This window comes from Kitasatospora sp. NPDC092286, assembly GCF_044755565.1.
Classification (GTDB): Bacteria; Actinomycetota; Actinomycetes; order Streptomycetales; family Streptomycetaceae; genus Kitasatospora.
The window spans coordinates 62135-76640 of the sequence record NZ_JBIVRD010000034.1; the positions used below are offsets into that span (position 1 = coordinate 62135).

The following is a 14506-nucleotide window of genomic DNA, read 5'->3' on the forward strand; positions in this document are numbered from 1 at the left end:
CGGCGGGACCGGTCACTGGCCGCCGCGGTACATCTCCGCCACCAGGAACGCCAGGTCCAGCGACTGGCTGCGGTTGAGGCGCGGGTCGCAGGCCGTCTCGTAGCGCTGGTGCAGGTCGTCGACCAGCACCTCGTCGCCACCGCCGACGCACTCGGTGACGTCGTCGCCGGTCAGCTCCACGTGGATACCGCCCGGGTGGGTGCCGAGCGCGCGGTGCACCTCGAAGAAGCCCTTGACCTCGTCGAGCACGTCGTCGAAGCTGCGGGTCTTGTGACCGCTGGACGCCTCGAAGGTGTTGCCGTGCATCGGGTCGCAGATCCAGACCGGCTGGGCGCCGGACGCGGTGACCTTCTCCACCAGGGTGGGCAGGTGCTCGCGGATCTTGCCCGCGCCCATCCGGGTGATGAAGGTGAGCCGGCCGGGCTCGCGCTCCGGGTCGAGCTTCTCGATCAGGGTGAGCGCCTCGTCGACCGAGGTGGTCGGGCCGAGCTTCACCCCGATCGGGTTGCGGACCTTCGACGCGAACTCGATGTGCGCGTGGTCCAGCTGGCGGGTGCGCTCGCCGATCCAGACCATGTGGCCGGAGACGTCGTACAGCTCGCCGGTGCGCGAGTCCACGCGGGTCAGCGCGGTCTCGTAGTCGAGGATCAGCGCCTCGTGCGAGGAGTAGAACTCGACCGTCCTGAACTCCTCCGGCGCCACGCCACAGGCGTTCATGAACGCCAGCGCGTTGTCGATCTCGCGGGCGAGCTGCTCGTAGCGCTGGCCGGCCGGCGAGTTGCGCACGAAGTCCTGGTTCCAGGCGTGCACCTGGCGCAGGTCGGCGTAGCCACCGGTGGTGAAGGCGCGCACCAGGTTCAGCGTCGCGGCGGAGGCGTTGTACATCCGCTTCAGGCGCTCCGGGTCCGGGATCCGGGACTCGGGGGTGAAGTCGAAGCCGTTCACCGAGTCGCCCCGGTAGACCGGCAGGGTCACCCCGTCGCGGGTCTCGGTCGACTTGGACCGCGGCTTGGAGTACTGACCGGCGATCCGGCCGACCTTCACCACGGGCACCGAGGCGGCGTACGTCAGCACGGCCGCCATCTGGAGCAGGGTCTTCAGCTTGTTGCGGATGTGCTCGGCCGAGACGCCGTCGAAGGCCTCGGCGCAGTCGCCGCCCTGCAGGAGGAACGCCTCACCACGCGCGACGGCAGCGAGCCGGGCGCGCAGCTGGTCGCACTCGCCCGCGAAGACGAGCGGCGGATAGGAGGCAAGCTCCGCAAGGGTCTTGCGCAGAGCCTCTTGGTCCGGCCATTCAGGCTGCTGCGCCGCGGGCAGGGACTGCCAGGAGTGGGGATTCGTCACGGTCACACCGCAAGGCTACGGGGTGCGGCAGCCAATTCGTGACCGCTGCCCGGTGGGTGAGACACATCTCGGACAATCACGTGATCCGCCTCACCCCGTCGGGCCATCCGCTACTCTCAAAGCATGAACGCGCCGCACAGCCACTCCTGGTGGTGGGCCAACCCCAAGGGTGGCCCACCGATCACGCGTTCCTAGACGAACACGACGGCCGCCCCTCGGGGCGGCCGTCGACGTCTGGACAGACGGCCTTCCCGGGAGCGGAACCCAGCACCGCACCCCGCAGTTCCCCCGGAAGGAAGCCGCCACCGTGACCACCGCCGCCGACCTGATCGCCCGACTCACCGGCCCCGACGCCCCCGCGTTCGCGCTGCTGCACCGCCGCACCCCCCGGCTCGCCCCGGACACCGTCGAGGTGCTGCTGGGCACCGTCGGCAGCTACGAGCACCTGGCCGACCTGCCGGTCCGCGACGGGGTGCCGTCCGGCGGGCCGGTGCACGACCTGCTCGCGCTCGTCCCGTACCGGCAGATCCGCGAACGCGGCTTCGAGGCGCACGACGACGCGACCCCGTTGCAGGCGCTCTCGGTCACCGAGCAGTACGCCCTTCCGCTGGCCGACGTGGCCCCCGTGCTGCCGCGATTGCCGGTCTCGCTGTCCGGCGGCTCGTTCGACATCGACGACCGGCAGTACGCCGGGATCGTCCGCCGGGTCATCGAGGACGAGATCGGGCGCGGCGAGGGCGCCAACTTCGTGATCCGGCGCGACTTCCGCGCCACCCTGGACGACTTCTCCCCCGCGCTCGCGCTCTCGCTGTTCCGCCGGCTGCTGGAGCAGGAGCGCGGCGCCTACTGGACGTTCCTGGTGCACACCGGGGACCGCGTACTGGTCGGCGCCTCGCCCGAGGTGCACGTCCGGCAGAGCGGCGGGACGGTCGTGATGAACCCGATCTCCGGCACCTACCGCTACCCGGCCGGCGGCGCGGACATCGACTCGCTGCTCTCCTTCCTGCACGACCCCAAGGAGCTGGAGGAGCTCACCATGGTGGTCGACGAGGAACTCAAGATGATGTGCACCGTCGGCGACCTCGGCGGCCAGGTGCTCGGCCCGCGGCTCAAGGAGATGGCCCACCTCGCCCACACCGAGTACGAGCTGCGCGGGCGCACCTCGCTGGACGTCCGCGAGGTGCTCAAGGAGACGATGTTCGCCGCCACCGTCACCGGCAGCCCGGTCCAGAACGCCACCCGGGTGATCAAGCGCTACGAGCCCGGCGGACGCGGCTACTACTCCGGCGCGCTCGCCCTGATCGGCCGCTCGGCCAGCGGCGGACAGCTGATGGACTCCCCGATCTGCATCCGCACCGCCGACATCGACCCGGCCACCGGGCGCCTGGTGGTCCGCGTCGGCGCGACCCTGGTCCGCCACTCCGACCCGGACTCCGAGGTCGCCGAGACCCACGCCAAGGCCGCCGGGGTGCTCACCGCGATCGGCGCCCGCCCCGCCTCCGGCCGGGTGCCGAACCCGACCGGCCCCCGGCTGGCCGACGACCACCGGGTCCAGGCCGCGCTGGACGACCGGCGCGCCGGCCTCGCCCCGTTCTGGCTGCGGATGCAGGCGCCGGCCGAGATCACCGAGGTCGAGCCGACCCTGGTGGTGGACGGCGAGGACACCTTCACCGCGATGCTCGCCCACCTGCTGACCTCGCTCGGCCACCAGGTCTCCGTGGTCCGCTACGACGAGCCGGGCCTGCGCGAGCGGGTCGCCGCCCACCGGGGCCCGTTGGTGCTCGGCCCCGGCCCGGGCGACCCGGCCGTGGCCGACGACCCCAAGATGGCCGTCCTGCGCCCGGTCGTCGCCGACGCGCTGGCCGCCGTCCGCTCCGGCGCCCGGACCGCGCCGCTGCTCGCCGTCTGCCTCAGCCACCAGCTGCTCGCGGACGCGCTCGGCCTGCCGCTGGCCCGCAAGAACGTCCCGTACCAGGGCGCGCAGGAGACGGTGGACCTCTTCGGCACCCGGCGCACGGTGGGCTTCTACAACACCTTCACCGCGCGCTGCTCCGACGAGGACGCGGCCCGGCTGGCCGCCGAGGGCATCGAGGTCTCCCGCGACGCGCTGACCGGCGACGTGCACGCGCTGCGCGGCGCCGGCTTCGCCGGGCTCCAGTTCCACCCGGAGTCGGTGCTCACCCGCGACGGCGTGGACATCGTCGCCGGGCTGCTGCGCGAGGCGGCGGCGCTGCGCGGCTGAACCGCGTCCGCGAGCGGGCGTGCCGTCCGGCGCGCCCGCTCAGATCCCGTCGTCCAGGCCCTGCTCGATCGCGTACCTGACCAGCTCGACCCGGTTGTGCAGCTGAAGCTTGCCGAGGGTGTTCTGGACGTGGTTCTGCACCGTGCGGTGGGAGAGCACCAGCCGGTCCGCGATCTGCCGGTACGACAGTCCCTTGGCCACCAGCCGCAGCACCTCCGTCTCCCGGGCGGTCAGCTGCGGGGCGGCCGGCGCGGAGGCCCGGGCGGGCTCGGCGGCCAGCCGGCGGAACTCGCCGAGCACCAGGCCGGCCAGGCCCGGGGTGAAGACGGCGTCGCCGACGGCGGTGCGGCGCACCGCGTCCAGCAGTTCCTCCCGGCCGGCCGACTTGACCAGGTAGCCGGTCGCGCCGGACTTCACCGCCTCCAGCACGTCCTGGTGCTCGCCGCTCGCGGAGAGCACCAGGACCCGCACCGACGGGTCCTGGGCGACCACCTGGCGGCAGACCTCGGCGCCGGGCAGGCCCGGCAGGTTGAGGTCCAGCACCACCACCTGCGGGCCGCAGGCGCGGGCCCGGCGGACGGCCTCCTCGCCGTCGCCCGCCGTGGCCACCACGTCCAGCCCGGCCTCGGCGAGGTCCCGCGAGACGGCGTCGCGCCACATCGGGTGGTCGTCCACGACCATGACCCGCACCGGCTGGTCGGCCAGTTGGTCGACCGGACGGTCAGCTGGCCGGACCGGCGGCCGGTCGGTGCCCGGCCGGTCGGTCATCGGCTGGTCGGTCATCGGAACCCCTCCTCGGGAAGCGCAGTTCGACCTCGACGCCGTCGCCGGGCGCCGAGTACAGCTCGGCCGTGCCGCCGAGGTCCAGCAGCCGGCCGCGGATCGACTGGGAGACGCCGAGCCGCCCGGCCCGCTCCGCCTCGCCGAGCCGCCCGGGGGCGAAACCCGGGCCGTCGTCGCGGATGCTGACCGTGACGGCCTCCGGCTCGTCCTCCACCAGGATCCAGGCCCGGGCCCCGTCCCCCGCGTGCTTGCGGACGTTGTCCACCGCCGCGCCGACGGCGGCGGCCAGCTCGGCGGCGGCCGGGGCGGGCAGCAGCACCGGGGTGCCGGGGGCGGAGAGCGTGATCCGCTCGTCCGCGTACGGGCCGAGCAGGGTGCGCAGGTCCTGCGGGGCCAGCGGCTCGCGCTGGGCCGGCAGCGGGCCGCCGCTCATCAGCGCACGCAGCGCGCGCTCCTGCTCCCCGGCCAGCCGGCCGAGTTCGGCGAAGTCCGCGCCGCCGGGCCCGCCGGCCTCGCCGCCACGGCGCTGGACCAGGGCGAGCACCTGCAGCACCCCGTCGTGGATGTCCCGGGAGAGCCGCTCGCGCTCCCGGGTGGCCGCCTCCACCTGGAGCGCCCGGGTGAGCGTCGCCTCGCTGGCGCGGGCCAGCTCGATGACGTAGCCGATGGCGCAGCCGGCCACCATCAGCAGCACGATGTTGTGGATGTTGTCGCCGGTGGGGCCGCCGTGGCCGAGGATGTTGGCCAGGCCGATCACCGAACCGGCCGCCGCCGCCCAGCGCCAGCCGCCCTTGCCGGCGAAACCGAGCACCGTGCCGGCCGCCCAGATGGTGGGGAGGGTGGGCGCGCCGTGGCCGATCCGGACCGGGTCGTCGGTCATCCCGCTCATCACGATGCCGGTGACGGCCAGGGTGAGGTCGGTGCCGAGCACGTACCAGGTGCAGCGCTGCGGGCCGGCGAAGGCGCGGGTGCTGGCCAGCGTCCAGAGGGTGAGCGCGCCGAGGTAGATCCAGCCGGCGACGGGGTGCAGGAACCCCAGGTACGCGTTGAAGTAGCGCAGGACGGCGTAGCAGAGCGCGAGCACCCGGAACAAGGAGATGGCGCGCCAGAGGGGCAGTTCGACCGACATGCCGCCGGCCGTGAGAGTCCCCCCGACCGCCCCGGTTCTGCCGCCGTCCGTCATCTGCGCTGCCCCTCCCCCGGGCGGCCGGATCAGGCCGACCCGGTCTCCTTCTCGTCCCGCTCCGCCTTGGCGGCCTCGGTCTTCGCGGACCCGGCCTGCTCTGCCTCGGCGGCCTTCTCGGCCTGCTCGGCCTGCTCGGCTTCGGCCTTCTCGGCCTTGGCGGCGGCCTGCTCGGCCTTCTGGACGGCCTTGCGCTCGGCGTCGGCGCGCTTCTTGTCGTCGGCGATCTGCCGCTTGGCGGCGGTCGCGTAGATGTCCACGTACTCCTGGCCGGAGAGCCGCATGATCTCGTACATCACCTCGTCCGTCACCGAACGGAGGATGAAACGGTCGTTCTCCATGCCGTGGTAGCGGGAGAAGTCCAGCGGGCGGCCGATCCGGATGCCCGGGCGGATACCGAAGTTGGGGACCACCTGGCCTGGCGGCTGCACCTTCTCGGTGTCGATCATGGCGACCGGGATGACCGGCGCGCCGGTGGCCAGCGCGACGCGGGCCAGGCCGCCGACCTTGCCGCGGTAGAGCTTGCCGTCGGGCGAACGGGTGCCCTCCGGGTAGACCCCGAACAGCTCGCCGCGATCCAGCACCGCGATCGCGCTGCGGATCGCCGCCTCGCCGGCGCCACGCACACCCGAGCGGTCCACCGGCAGCTGGCCGACGCCCTTGAAGAAGGCGGCCGTCAGCTTGCCCTTCACGCCCGGGGTGTTGAAGTACTCCGCCTTGGCGATGAAGGTCACCCGTCGCTTGATCAGCGCGGGGAAGAAGAAGGAGTCCGAAAAGGAGAGGTGGTTGCTCGCGATGATCGCGGCACCCTCGGCGGGGATGTTCTCCTCGCCCTCGATCCACGGCCGGAAGAAGATCCGTAGCAGTGGCGCGACGATCATCTTCATCAGTCGGTAGAACAACCCGGGCCTCCTGTTATGCGGACCGGTCGATCCTAATGCCCCGCGGCCACCGCCCGCGCCCCGCCCCGCCCCGCCGGGCCGTCGGCCGGGTCTCCGGCGGCGTGCCGGACAGGGCTGTACGGCACGGGCGGGCCCGTGGGACGATGCGGTTTCCGCAGCCTCTCCGTTGCCAGCCAGCTCCGCCCAGCTTCCGCTTCCCCGCAGTCCCTGCCCGCGAAGGAGCCCGCCATGCCGCCGCTGCCCGGTGCCGAACCGTACCGCCACCGGGGTGGGCCGGTCGGCGTACTGCTCTGCCACGGCTTCACCGGTTCGCCTCAGTCGCTGCGCCCGTGGGCCGAGGAGCTGGCCGCGGCGGGGTTCACGGTCTCCTTGCCGCTGCTGCCCGGGCACGGCACCCGCTGGCAGGACATGCAGGTCACCCGCTGGGAGGACTGGTACGCCGAGGTCGAGCGGGAGCTGCTGGCGCTGGCCGCCGAGTGCGAGCAGGTCTTCGTCTGCGCGCTGTCGATGGGCGGCTCGCTGGCGCTGCGGCTGGCCGCGCTGCACGGGCCGGTGGTCTCCGGGCTGGTGCTGGTCAACCCGTCGGTGCGCTCCGACAACCCCGCGAGTGTGCTGCTCCCTGCGCTGCGGCACGTGGTGCCGAGCCTGCCCGGGATCGCCAACGACATCGCCCGCCCCGGCGCGGTCGAGCTCGGCTACGACCGGACGCCGCTGCACGCGGCCTGGTCGCTGTCCCTGCTCTGGAAGGACGTCCAGCGGCGGCTGCCGGAGGTGACCCAGCCGGTGCTGCTGTTCCACAGCCCGCAGGACCATGTCGTCTCGCCGGCCAACTCGGAACTGGTGCTGGCCCGGATATCCTCGACCGATGTGACGGAACGGCTGTGCCAGCGCAGCTACCACGTCGCGACGCTGGACCACGACGCGGCGGAAATATTCGCGGCCTGCCTGGCCTTCATCCGGCGGCTGGCTCCCGCGCACGCGGCGGGCGTCACCCGGGTCGAATCCGACGATCACCAAGGCTGAAGGGCCGGAAGTGCACGAGAGCAGCACGGCGGGCGGCGAGGACGAGGCACCCCGCGAGGACGGCGTGGCAAAGGACGGCGGCACGGCGGGCGGGGGGACGGCGGACGGCGCGAAGGCGCTTCCCGCGGCGGACGGCGCCGGCCCGGCGACGCCCGAGGAGCCCCGGGCGCGGCGTGCGCCCGAGCGCAGCCAGGCCGAGCAGGACGAGATCTTCGCCGCGCTGGTCGCCCAGTTCGACGATCCCGTCGACCTCAACAACCCGAACTGGCCGGAAATCGAGGACCTTCGGGCGCGCGGCGAGCTCAAGGGCGGTTTCAAGGACGGCACCGAGAACCGCACCGGCCCGGGCGACCTCGCGGACCTGGCGCCGCAGCCCCGCCCCCGCTCGACCCGGCCGGTGATGCCGGCGGCCGGCTCCGGCCCGCGCGACTTCGAGCTGGCCGAGGAGACGGACGAGGGGCACTTCGTCCCGCCGGAGCCGCCACCGCTGCCGCCCGCCGACGTCACCGCCAAGTTCGCCTGGCTCGCGGTGCTCGGCGGCCCGGCGCTGCTGCTGTTCGACGCGGTGGTCTGGCGCGAGGTCTCCGGCTGGCCCGCCTGGGTCGGCGTCACGGCCTTCCTGGGCGGTTTCGCCACCCTGGTGGTCCGGATGAAGGACCGGGACGACGACGAGCCCGAGGACCCGCACGGCGGCGCGGTCGTCTGAGTTCCACCCGTCTGAGTTCCGCCCGTCGGGGGCGGGAGCGGGCCTCCCGCCCCCGACGGCGGCTCAGCCGGCCGGGAGCTCCAGCACGGCGAGCACCGGCAGATGGTCGGTGGCGGCCCGCAGGTCGGCCTCGCCGACGCCGGGCAGGCCGTGCGGGACGCCGCAGGCGAGGACCTGGATGCCGGGGGTGGTGAAGACCGCGTCGATCCGCTGGTAGGGGTTCTCCGGTACCGAGGTGAAGGTGCCGCCCCAGGGCGCGGCGAGGTGGCCGTCCCGCAGCCGGGCGGCCAGCAGCCGCCAGCCCCGACCGTCCGGGTGTTCGTTGAAGTCTCCTGCCACGACGCCGAGTTCGGCGATACCGGCCTGGTCGAGCAGCAGCTCGAACTGGGCCAGGCGCTCATCGGCGTCCAGGCTCAGATGACAGCTCGTGACGGTGAACGGCGCCGACCCGGCCACCCGGACCAGGGCGGAGGCGAAGCCGCGCGCATGCAGACCGCGGGTCTTGGGCAACAGCCGGTCATGGACGGCGAGGACGTCCGTGCCGGGCCGGCCGAGCAGCAGCGGGCCGGCCGCGATCCGGCCGCCGCCCGCCAGGATCACCAGGCCGGTACGCCGGGCGAGCCAGGCGGCCTGGCCCTGCGGCCGCCAGTAGCGCGGCGACTCCTGGACGCAGACCAGATCGGGCTCGCAGGCCCGGATCACCCGCACCAGGGCCTGCCGGTCGTCGCGCAGCGAGCGGATGTTGTAGCTGAGCAGCCGCACCCGGCGGGAGCCGTCCGGCCCAGGGCCGGAGGGCGGCAGTCCGGTCGAGCCGGTGGTCATGGTCCTCCCCTTTCGTCCGGTGACGACCGTACGGCAGCAGGGGAACACGCCGGTGGCGGCACGGCCGGGAGCCCTTCGGCCCCGGTCCGCGCCGCCACCGGCGGAGAAGGTCGGGTCAGCGGGTGCGGGCCAGGTCGGCCGCCCCGGCGATGCCCGCGGCGGAGCCCATCGAGGCGAGCACGACCTCGGCGCGCGGGCGGTGCACCCCACCCGTCAGATAGTGCTCGAAGGCCTTGGCGACCGGGTCCAGCAGCAGCCGGCCGGAGTCGGAGACGCCGCCGCCGAGGACGAAGACGCCCGGGTCGAAGAGCGCGGCGAGGTCGGCCATGCCCCGGCCCAGCCAGTCGGCCAGCTCCGCGTAGCACTCCAGGGCGAGCGGGTCGCCCTCCTCGGCGGCCTGGGTGATGTGGATGCCGCGGATGGTCTCGGCGACGCCGTCGTTGAGCTCCAGCATCCGCTTGCCGCGGATCTGGTCGGCGGCGGACTTCTCCCGGCCGTAGCGGCGCAGCGCCCGGCCCGAGCCGTACTGCTCCCAGCAGCCCTTGCCGCCGCAGCCGCAGGTCAGGCCGTCGGGGACCATGTTGAGGTGGCCGATCTCGCCGGCCACCCCGAACCGGCCGCGGTGCAGCCGCCCGTCCAGGACGATGCCGCCGCCGATGCCGGTGCCGACGGTGATCAGCACCATGTCCTCGTACGCGGCGCCCGCGCCGAAGCGGAACTCGGCCCAGGCTGCGCAGTTGGCGTCGTTCTCGACGACGGTGCCGAGGCCGGTGAGCTCCTCGATCCGGGAGCGCAGCGGCTCGTCCTCCCAGTCGATGTTGGGGGCGAAGATCACCGTGGAGCGGTCGCGGTCGACGAAGCCGGGCGCGCCGACACCGGCCGCCGCCACGTCGGGGTACTCCTCCTTGAGCTCGCGCACGGCCTGCGCGATGGCGTCGACCGCCCACTGCGGGTCGGCCGGGGTGGGCACCCTGGTCCGGGCCAGGATCTCGCCGGCCTCGTTCACCACGCCTGCCGCGATCTTGGTCCCGCCGACATCGACGCCAATGGTCAGAGCCATGTGTCCCTCAGCTATTCACTCGTTCCCGCTGGACGGAACGGTACCGCCCAACCCTGCCCCCCGTACACACCGTCGCATACATTAACCGAAGACAATCATTCGCCAACCCGGCCGAATTCTTCAAAAGTCGTACAGTCGCATCCGTTCCGTCAGACACCTGAAGCACAGTGTCACCACAGGACACTCGCGACTTCACTCCTTGTCGGACGGCCCGTCAGGCGTGTCGAGGTCGATCCGCTCGCTGCCGGCGCTCCGGCCGGCGGTCCAGCGGTGCTCGTGGCCGGCGACGGCGGCCCGGTAGGCGGCCAGCAGCTCACCCCCGGCGGCAGCCAGATGGCCGTAGACCTCGGGCTGCTTCTCACGCAGCTGGTCCGCGAGGCCGGCCAGCGAGATCAGGGTCTCGGCGCCCGCCTCCTGGGCCTTCTGCCCGACCGCGGTGGCGAGCCGGCGCACCTCGTCCACCAGCGGGCCCAGCTCCGGCCCGAACGGGTGCCCCTCCTGGCCGCCCTGCTCGGCGGTCGGCTCGGTCCGGTCGGTGGTGGTCATCGCGGGCGCCTCCTCAGCTGTGGCCGCACCCGCGGCCACCTGCCCCGACGCTACCGGACCGGCCGGGCGGCCCCGTGCGGGCGCGGAGCCGGGCGCGGAACCCGCGCGGGCACGGCTCAGGACCGGCTCGGACGGGCTCTCGGACCGGCCGGGCGGACCTCAGCCCCGGGGCCAGAGCGCCGGGTCGGGGGCGAAGCGCACCGCGAGCACCCCGTCGTACAGACCGGCGCCCGCGACGGTGCAGCGGCGCAGCGCCGAGGGCAGGGTGAGGACCCTGCGGTGGGCGCCGAGACCGACCACGAGTTCGTCGCCGCGCCGGACCAGGTCCAGGTCGGCCCGCTCGGCGCCGGGCAGAACGAGGTGCCAGACCAGCAGGCCGTCCTCGGCGAGCCGGTCCTCGACCGTCCACGGCTCGGGGGCGAGCCGCGCGGGGCCGGGGCCGGCCCCGTAGAGCCGGTCGGCGACGGCCTCCAGGGTGACCTCGGCAAGGCCGGTGACCAGCACCGGGACGTCGCTCGCGGCGACGAGGGCGGCCAGCTCCTCCCGCCGCCGCCGGGCCAGCCCGGCCAGCCAGGGGTCGGGCGAGTCGGCCGCGCCGTCCGGCAGCGCGCCGTGCACCACCACGGCGTCCGGCCGGTGCCCGTGCAGGGCGAGCCCCGCGCGCACCCGGCGCAGCTCCTCGTACGGGTGGCCGTCGGCGGCGGTGACCAGGCGGACGCTGGTGCCCGGCGCGGTGATCGCCGCGCGGGCCTCGGCCAGCGCGGCGACCGCCTTGGCCCGGGCCTCGTACAGCCAGTCGGCCGGCATCGGCACCCCGGCGAGGCCGGCCAGCAGCGGGCGCAGCGCCCGGGCGGCCTGGCGCTGCTCGGGAGCGAGCCGGGCGAGGTAGCGCTCCAGCTGCTCGGGCAGGGCGAGGGTGGCGACGAGTTCGGCGGGCGGCGGGGCGAGCACCACCAGGACGTCCGCGTCGACGGCGGACAGGGCGCGCAGCAGGGCGAGCCGGGCGGTGCCGGGGAGGGCGGTGAGCTCCTCGGGGTCGAGCGGTTCGGCACCGAGCAGGTCCAGGGCGGGCTTCAGCCGGCCGCCGATCTCGCCGAGGGCGTGCCGGAAGGCGGCCTGCTCGTCGATCCGGGCGACGGTGAGCCCGGGCGCGTACGGGGTCCCTTCCGGTTCCAGCCGGGTGCCGAGGACGGTGTCCAGGGTGCGGTGCGGGTCGTCGGCGGCCAGCAGAAGGGTGCGCCGGCCCTGTCCGGCGGCGTGCAGGGCGGTGGCGGCGGCCACCGTGGGGGCCGCCGCGTCGCCGCTGACCAGGATGGTGCGCTGTGCCGTCATACCGAACAGCCCCCCGTTTCCTCGGCGTCAGCCCTCGACGCGCTTCTTCAGGCCGGCCAGGGCCCGGTCGATGATGACCTTCTCGGCCTTGCGCTTGATCATCCCGAGCATCGGGATCTTGACGTCCACGGCGAGCTGGTAGGTGACCTCGGTGCGGCCGCCGTCGAGCGGGGCGAGCGTGTAGGAGCCGTCCAGCGAGCGGAGCATCTGGCTGCGGACCAGCGTCCAGGAGACCTCGCGGTCACCGTCCCAGGTGTAGGCGAGGACGTGCTCGTCGCGGATGGCGCCGGCGTCGAGGAGCAGGCGCACCTCGGCGGCGCGGCCGTCCTCCGCGGTGCCCAGCACCTCGATCTCCTTGACCTCGCCGGTCCAGGCCGGGTAGGCGGCGAAGTCCGCGATCACGGCCATGACCGTGGCCGGGGTCGCGTCGATGGTGATGCTCGACCTGGTGTGCTCCGCCATGGAATGGCCCTCCGCGTCGTCCCTAACCTGCTGGTCCGGCCGAGGGTGCTCGGTCGGGTGCGCCCGGAGCAGGCTATCGCGACCGGCGATCCGCTCGGCTCCCCGGGCGACCGGCGGCGGTGCGGGCTACCGGCCGGTCACGTCGGTGCTGCCGTAGGGTGCCATTCGAACGACCCGGTCACGGCCTGGTCGGACCCGGTAAAGGTGTGACACTTCGAACACCGGAGCCGACCCCCCTGGTCGAAGCTGCCTACCGAGCAGTAACGTCCTGCCGTCCCGCAGCGTCGCGAACGAGGAGCAGTCTTGCTCGACTTCAGCCTTCCGGCCCTCTACCAGGTACCGAGCGGCGGTAACCTCTCCGACCTCGTGCACCAGAACGCCGAGCGGCACCCGGACGTCGTGGTGCTCAGCCGCAAGGTGGACGGCCGCTGGCAGGAGTTGACCGCCGCCCAGTTCCTGGTCGAGGTGCACGCCGCGGCCAAGGGCCTGATCGCCTCGGGCATCCGGCCCGGCGACCGAGTGGGCATCATGTCCCGTACCCGGTACGAGTGGACGCTGCTGGACTTCGCGATCTGGTCGGCCGGCGCGATCACCGTGCCGGTGTACGAGACCTCCTCCGCCGAGCAGGTCGAGTGGATCCTCGGTGACTCCGGCGCGGTCGCCGTGCTCGCCGAGACCGACCGGCACGTCGCGGTGGTCGGCGAGGTCCGGGACCGGCTGCCGGAGCTGCGGCACGTCTGGCAGATCGAGGCCGGCGCGCTGGCCACGCTGGCCGAGGCGGGACGGAAGGTCGCCGACACCACCGTCGCCGAGCGCCGCTCGGTCGCCACCGCCGACTCGATCGCCACCATCGTCTACACCTCGGGCACCACCGGCCGCCCCAAGGGCTGCCAGCTGACCCACGGCAACTTCCTGGCCGAGTGCGGCAACGTGGTGGAGCGTCTGGCGCCGCTCTTCCGCACCGGTGAGAGCTCCGTACTGCTGTTCCTGCCGCTGGCCCACGTGCTCGGCCGGATCGCCGAGATCGCCCCCGCGATGGCCCCGATCAAGCTCGGCCACGTCTCGGACATCAAGGACGTCACCGCGGAGCTGGCGGCCTTCCGGCCGACCCTGATCCTGGGGGTGCCCCGGGTCTTCGAGAAGGTCTACAACACCGCCCGCGCCAAGGCCCAGGCCGACGGCAAGGGCAAGATCTTCGACAAGGCCGCCGACACCGCCGTCGCCTACAGCCGGGCGCTGGACGGCGCCGGCGCGGGCCCGGTGCTGCGGATCAAGCACAAGATCTTCGACAAGCTGGTCTACAGCAAGCTGCGCGCCGCGCTCGGCGGCCGGGCCACCCACGCGATCTCCGGGGGCGCGCCGCTCGGCGAGCGGCTCGGCCACTTCTACCGGGGCATCGGCTTCACCGTGCTGGAGGGCTACGGCCTGACCGAGACCTGCGCGGCCACCGCCTTCAACCCGTGGGACAAGCCGAAGATCGGCACGGTCGGCCAGCCGCTGCCCGGCTCGGCCGTCCGGATCGCCGAGGACGGCGAGGTCCTCTTCAAGGGCCCGCAGGTGTTCACCGGCTACTGGAACAACCCGGAGGCCACCGCCGAGGCGCTGAAGGACGGCTGGATCTCCACCGGTGACCTCGGCTCGCTCGACTCCGACGGCTATCTGACGATCACCGGCCGCAAGAAGGAGATCATCGTCACCGCGGGCGGCAAGAACGTCGCCCCGGCGGTGATCGAGGACCGGATCCGGGCGCACGCCCTGATCGGCGAGGTCATGGTGGTCGGCGACCGCAAGCCGTTCGTCGCCTGTCTGGTCACCGTGGACGAGGACTTCTTCCCCAAGTGGAAGGAGCTGAACGGCAAGCCGGCCACCGCCACGCTGGCCGAACTGAGCGAGGACCCGGACCTGCTGGCCGCCGTCCAGGCCGCCGTGGACGACGGCAACGCGGCCGTCTCGCACGCCGAGGCGGTCAAGAAGTTCCGGCTGCTGGACACCGTGTTCTCCGAGGAGAGCGGGCACCTCACGCCCTCGCTCAAGCTGAAGCGCACCCTCGTGCTGAAGGACTTCGCGGCCGACATCGAGGCGCTCTACCAGCGTTGACCTC

At 73.5% G+C, this 14506-nt stretch carries 13 protein-coding genes; 4 read left to right on the forward strand and 9 right to left on the reverse strand.

What is annotated here, in order from left to right; genetic code table 11:
* Positions 1-12 precede the first annotated feature (12 nt).
* Positions 13-1350: a class II 3-deoxy-7-phosphoheptulonate synthase gene (locus ACIQIB_RS28995; protein ID WP_363607283.1), complete on the reverse strand. Its 1338-nt coding sequence runs from the start codon at positions 1348-1350 to the stop codon at positions 13-15.
* 301 nt (positions 1351-1651) lie between these two features.
* Between ACIQIB_RS28995 and ACIQIB_RS29000 the strand changes: the two genes are divergently transcribed.
* Positions 1652-3586, forward strand: a complete 1935-nt coding sequence (locus ACIQIB_RS29000; RefSeq protein WP_363607282.1) for an anthranilate synthase family protein — start codon at positions 1652-1654, stop codon at positions 3584-3586.
* A gap of 39 nt (positions 3587-3625) precedes the next feature.
* On the opposite strand, the gene ACIQIB_RS29005 is transcribed toward ACIQIB_RS29000, so the two are convergent.
* The 3 genes from ACIQIB_RS29005 to ACIQIB_RS29015 form a co-directional block, all read right to left on the reverse strand.
* On the reverse strand, positions 3626-4267 hold the full coding sequence (locus tag ACIQIB_RS29005; RefSeq protein WP_363607382.1) for a response regulator transcription factor: 642 nt from the start codon (positions 4265-4267) through the stop codon (positions 3626-3628).
* 40 nt (positions 4268-4307) lie between these two features.
* Positions 4308-5498, reverse strand: a complete 1191-nt coding sequence (gene macS, locus ACIQIB_RS29010; protein WP_400656585.1) for a MacS family sensor histidine kinase — start codon at positions 5496-5498, stop codon at positions 4308-4310.
* A gap of 83 nt (positions 5499-5581) precedes the next feature.
* A complete protein-coding gene (locus ACIQIB_RS29015) occupies positions 5582-6454 on the reverse strand; it encodes a lysophospholipid acyltransferase family protein (protein ID WP_400656583.1) in 873 nt (290 codons plus the stop codon).
* Positions 6455-6682: 228 nt separating this feature from the next.
* Between ACIQIB_RS29015 and ACIQIB_RS29020 the strand changes: the two genes are divergently transcribed.
* Entirely contained in the window at positions 6683-7477 is a 795-nt protein-coding gene (locus tag ACIQIB_RS29020; RefSeq protein WP_363607279.1) for an alpha/beta fold hydrolase, read from the forward strand.
* A 10-nt stretch (positions 7478-7487) separates the two neighbouring features.
* The gene (locus ACIQIB_RS29025; protein ID WP_363607278.1) at positions 7488-8183 is read left to right on the forward strand and encodes a hypothetical protein; all 696 of its coding nucleotides are present in this window, start codon (positions 7488-7490) and stop codon (positions 8181-8183) included.
* Between the two features lie 63 nt (positions 8184-8246).
* On the opposite strand, the gene ACIQIB_RS29030 is transcribed toward ACIQIB_RS29025, so the two are convergent.
* The 5 genes from ACIQIB_RS29030 to ACIQIB_RS29050 all read right to left on the reverse strand — a co-directional run bounded on the left by ACIQIB_RS29030 (position 8247) and on the right by ACIQIB_RS29050 (position 12405).
* Positions 8247-9005, reverse strand: a complete 759-nt coding sequence (locus ACIQIB_RS29030; RefSeq protein WP_363607277.1) for an endonuclease/exonuclease/phosphatase family protein — start codon at positions 9003-9005, stop codon at positions 8247-8249.
* A 115-nt stretch (positions 9006-9120) separates the two neighbouring features.
* Entirely contained in the window at positions 9121-10065 is a 945-nt protein-coding gene (locus ACIQIB_RS29035) for an ROK family glucokinase (protein ID WP_363607276.1), read from the reverse strand.
* Between the two features lie 192 nt (positions 10066-10257).
* Positions 10258-10611: a DUF5304 family protein gene (locus tag ACIQIB_RS29040; RefSeq protein ID WP_363607275.1), complete on the reverse strand. Its 354-nt coding sequence runs from the start codon at positions 10609-10611 to the stop codon at positions 10258-10260.
* Positions 10612-10770: 159 nt separating this feature from the next.
* Positions 10771-11943 (reverse strand): ArsA-related P-loop ATPase, encoded by a 1173-nt coding sequence (locus tag ACIQIB_RS29045; protein WP_363607274.1) that lies wholly within the window; start codon positions 11941-11943, stop codon positions 10771-10773.
* Between the two features lie 27 nt (positions 11944-11970).
* Positions 11971-12405: an SRPBCC family protein gene (locus ACIQIB_RS29050; protein WP_363607273.1), complete on the reverse strand. Its 435-nt coding sequence runs from the start codon at positions 12403-12405 to the stop codon at positions 11971-11973.
* 303 nt (positions 12406-12708) lie between these two features.
* On the opposite strand from ACIQIB_RS29050, the gene ACIQIB_RS29055 reads away from it, so the two are divergent.
* Positions 12709-14502: an AMP-dependent synthetase/ligase gene (locus ACIQIB_RS29055; RefSeq protein WP_400761577.1), complete on the forward strand. Its 1794-nt coding sequence runs from the start codon at positions 12709-12711 to the stop codon at positions 14500-14502.
* The last annotated feature ends 4 nt before the right edge of the window (positions 14503-14506 follow it).

Coding starts and splice junctions, on each gene's coding strand:
- ACIQIB_RS29005 (WP_363607382.1), bottom strand. CDS start 4,267: ATGGTCGTGGACGACCACCCGATGTGGCGCGACGCCGTCTCGCGGGAC.
- macS (WP_400656585.1), bottom strand. CDS start 5,498: ATGTCGGTCGAACTGCCCCTCTGGCGCGCCATCTCCTTGTTCCGGGTG.
- ACIQIB_RS29020 (WP_363607279.1), top strand. CDS start 6,683: ATGCCGCCGCTGCCCGGTGCCGAACCGTACCGCCACCGGGGTGGGCCG.
- ACIQIB_RS29030 (WP_363607277.1), bottom strand. CDS start 9,005: ATGACCACCGGCTCGACCGGACTGCCGCCCTCCGGCCCTGGGCCGGAC.
- ACIQIB_RS29035 (WP_363607276.1), bottom strand. CDS start 10,065: ATGGCTCTGACCATTGGCGTCGATGTCGGCGGGACCAAGATCGCGGCA.
- ACIQIB_RS29040 (WP_363607275.1), bottom strand. CDS start 10,611: ATGACCACCACCGACCGGACCGAGCCGACCGCCGAGCAGGGCGGCCAG.
- ACIQIB_RS29045 (WP_363607274.1), bottom strand. CDS start 11,943: ATGACGGCACAGCGCACCATCCTGGTCAGCGGCGACGCGGCGGCCCCC.
- ACIQIB_RS29050 (WP_363607273.1), bottom strand. CDS start 12,405: ATGGCGGAGCACACCAGGTCGAGCATCACCATCGACGCGACCCCGGCC.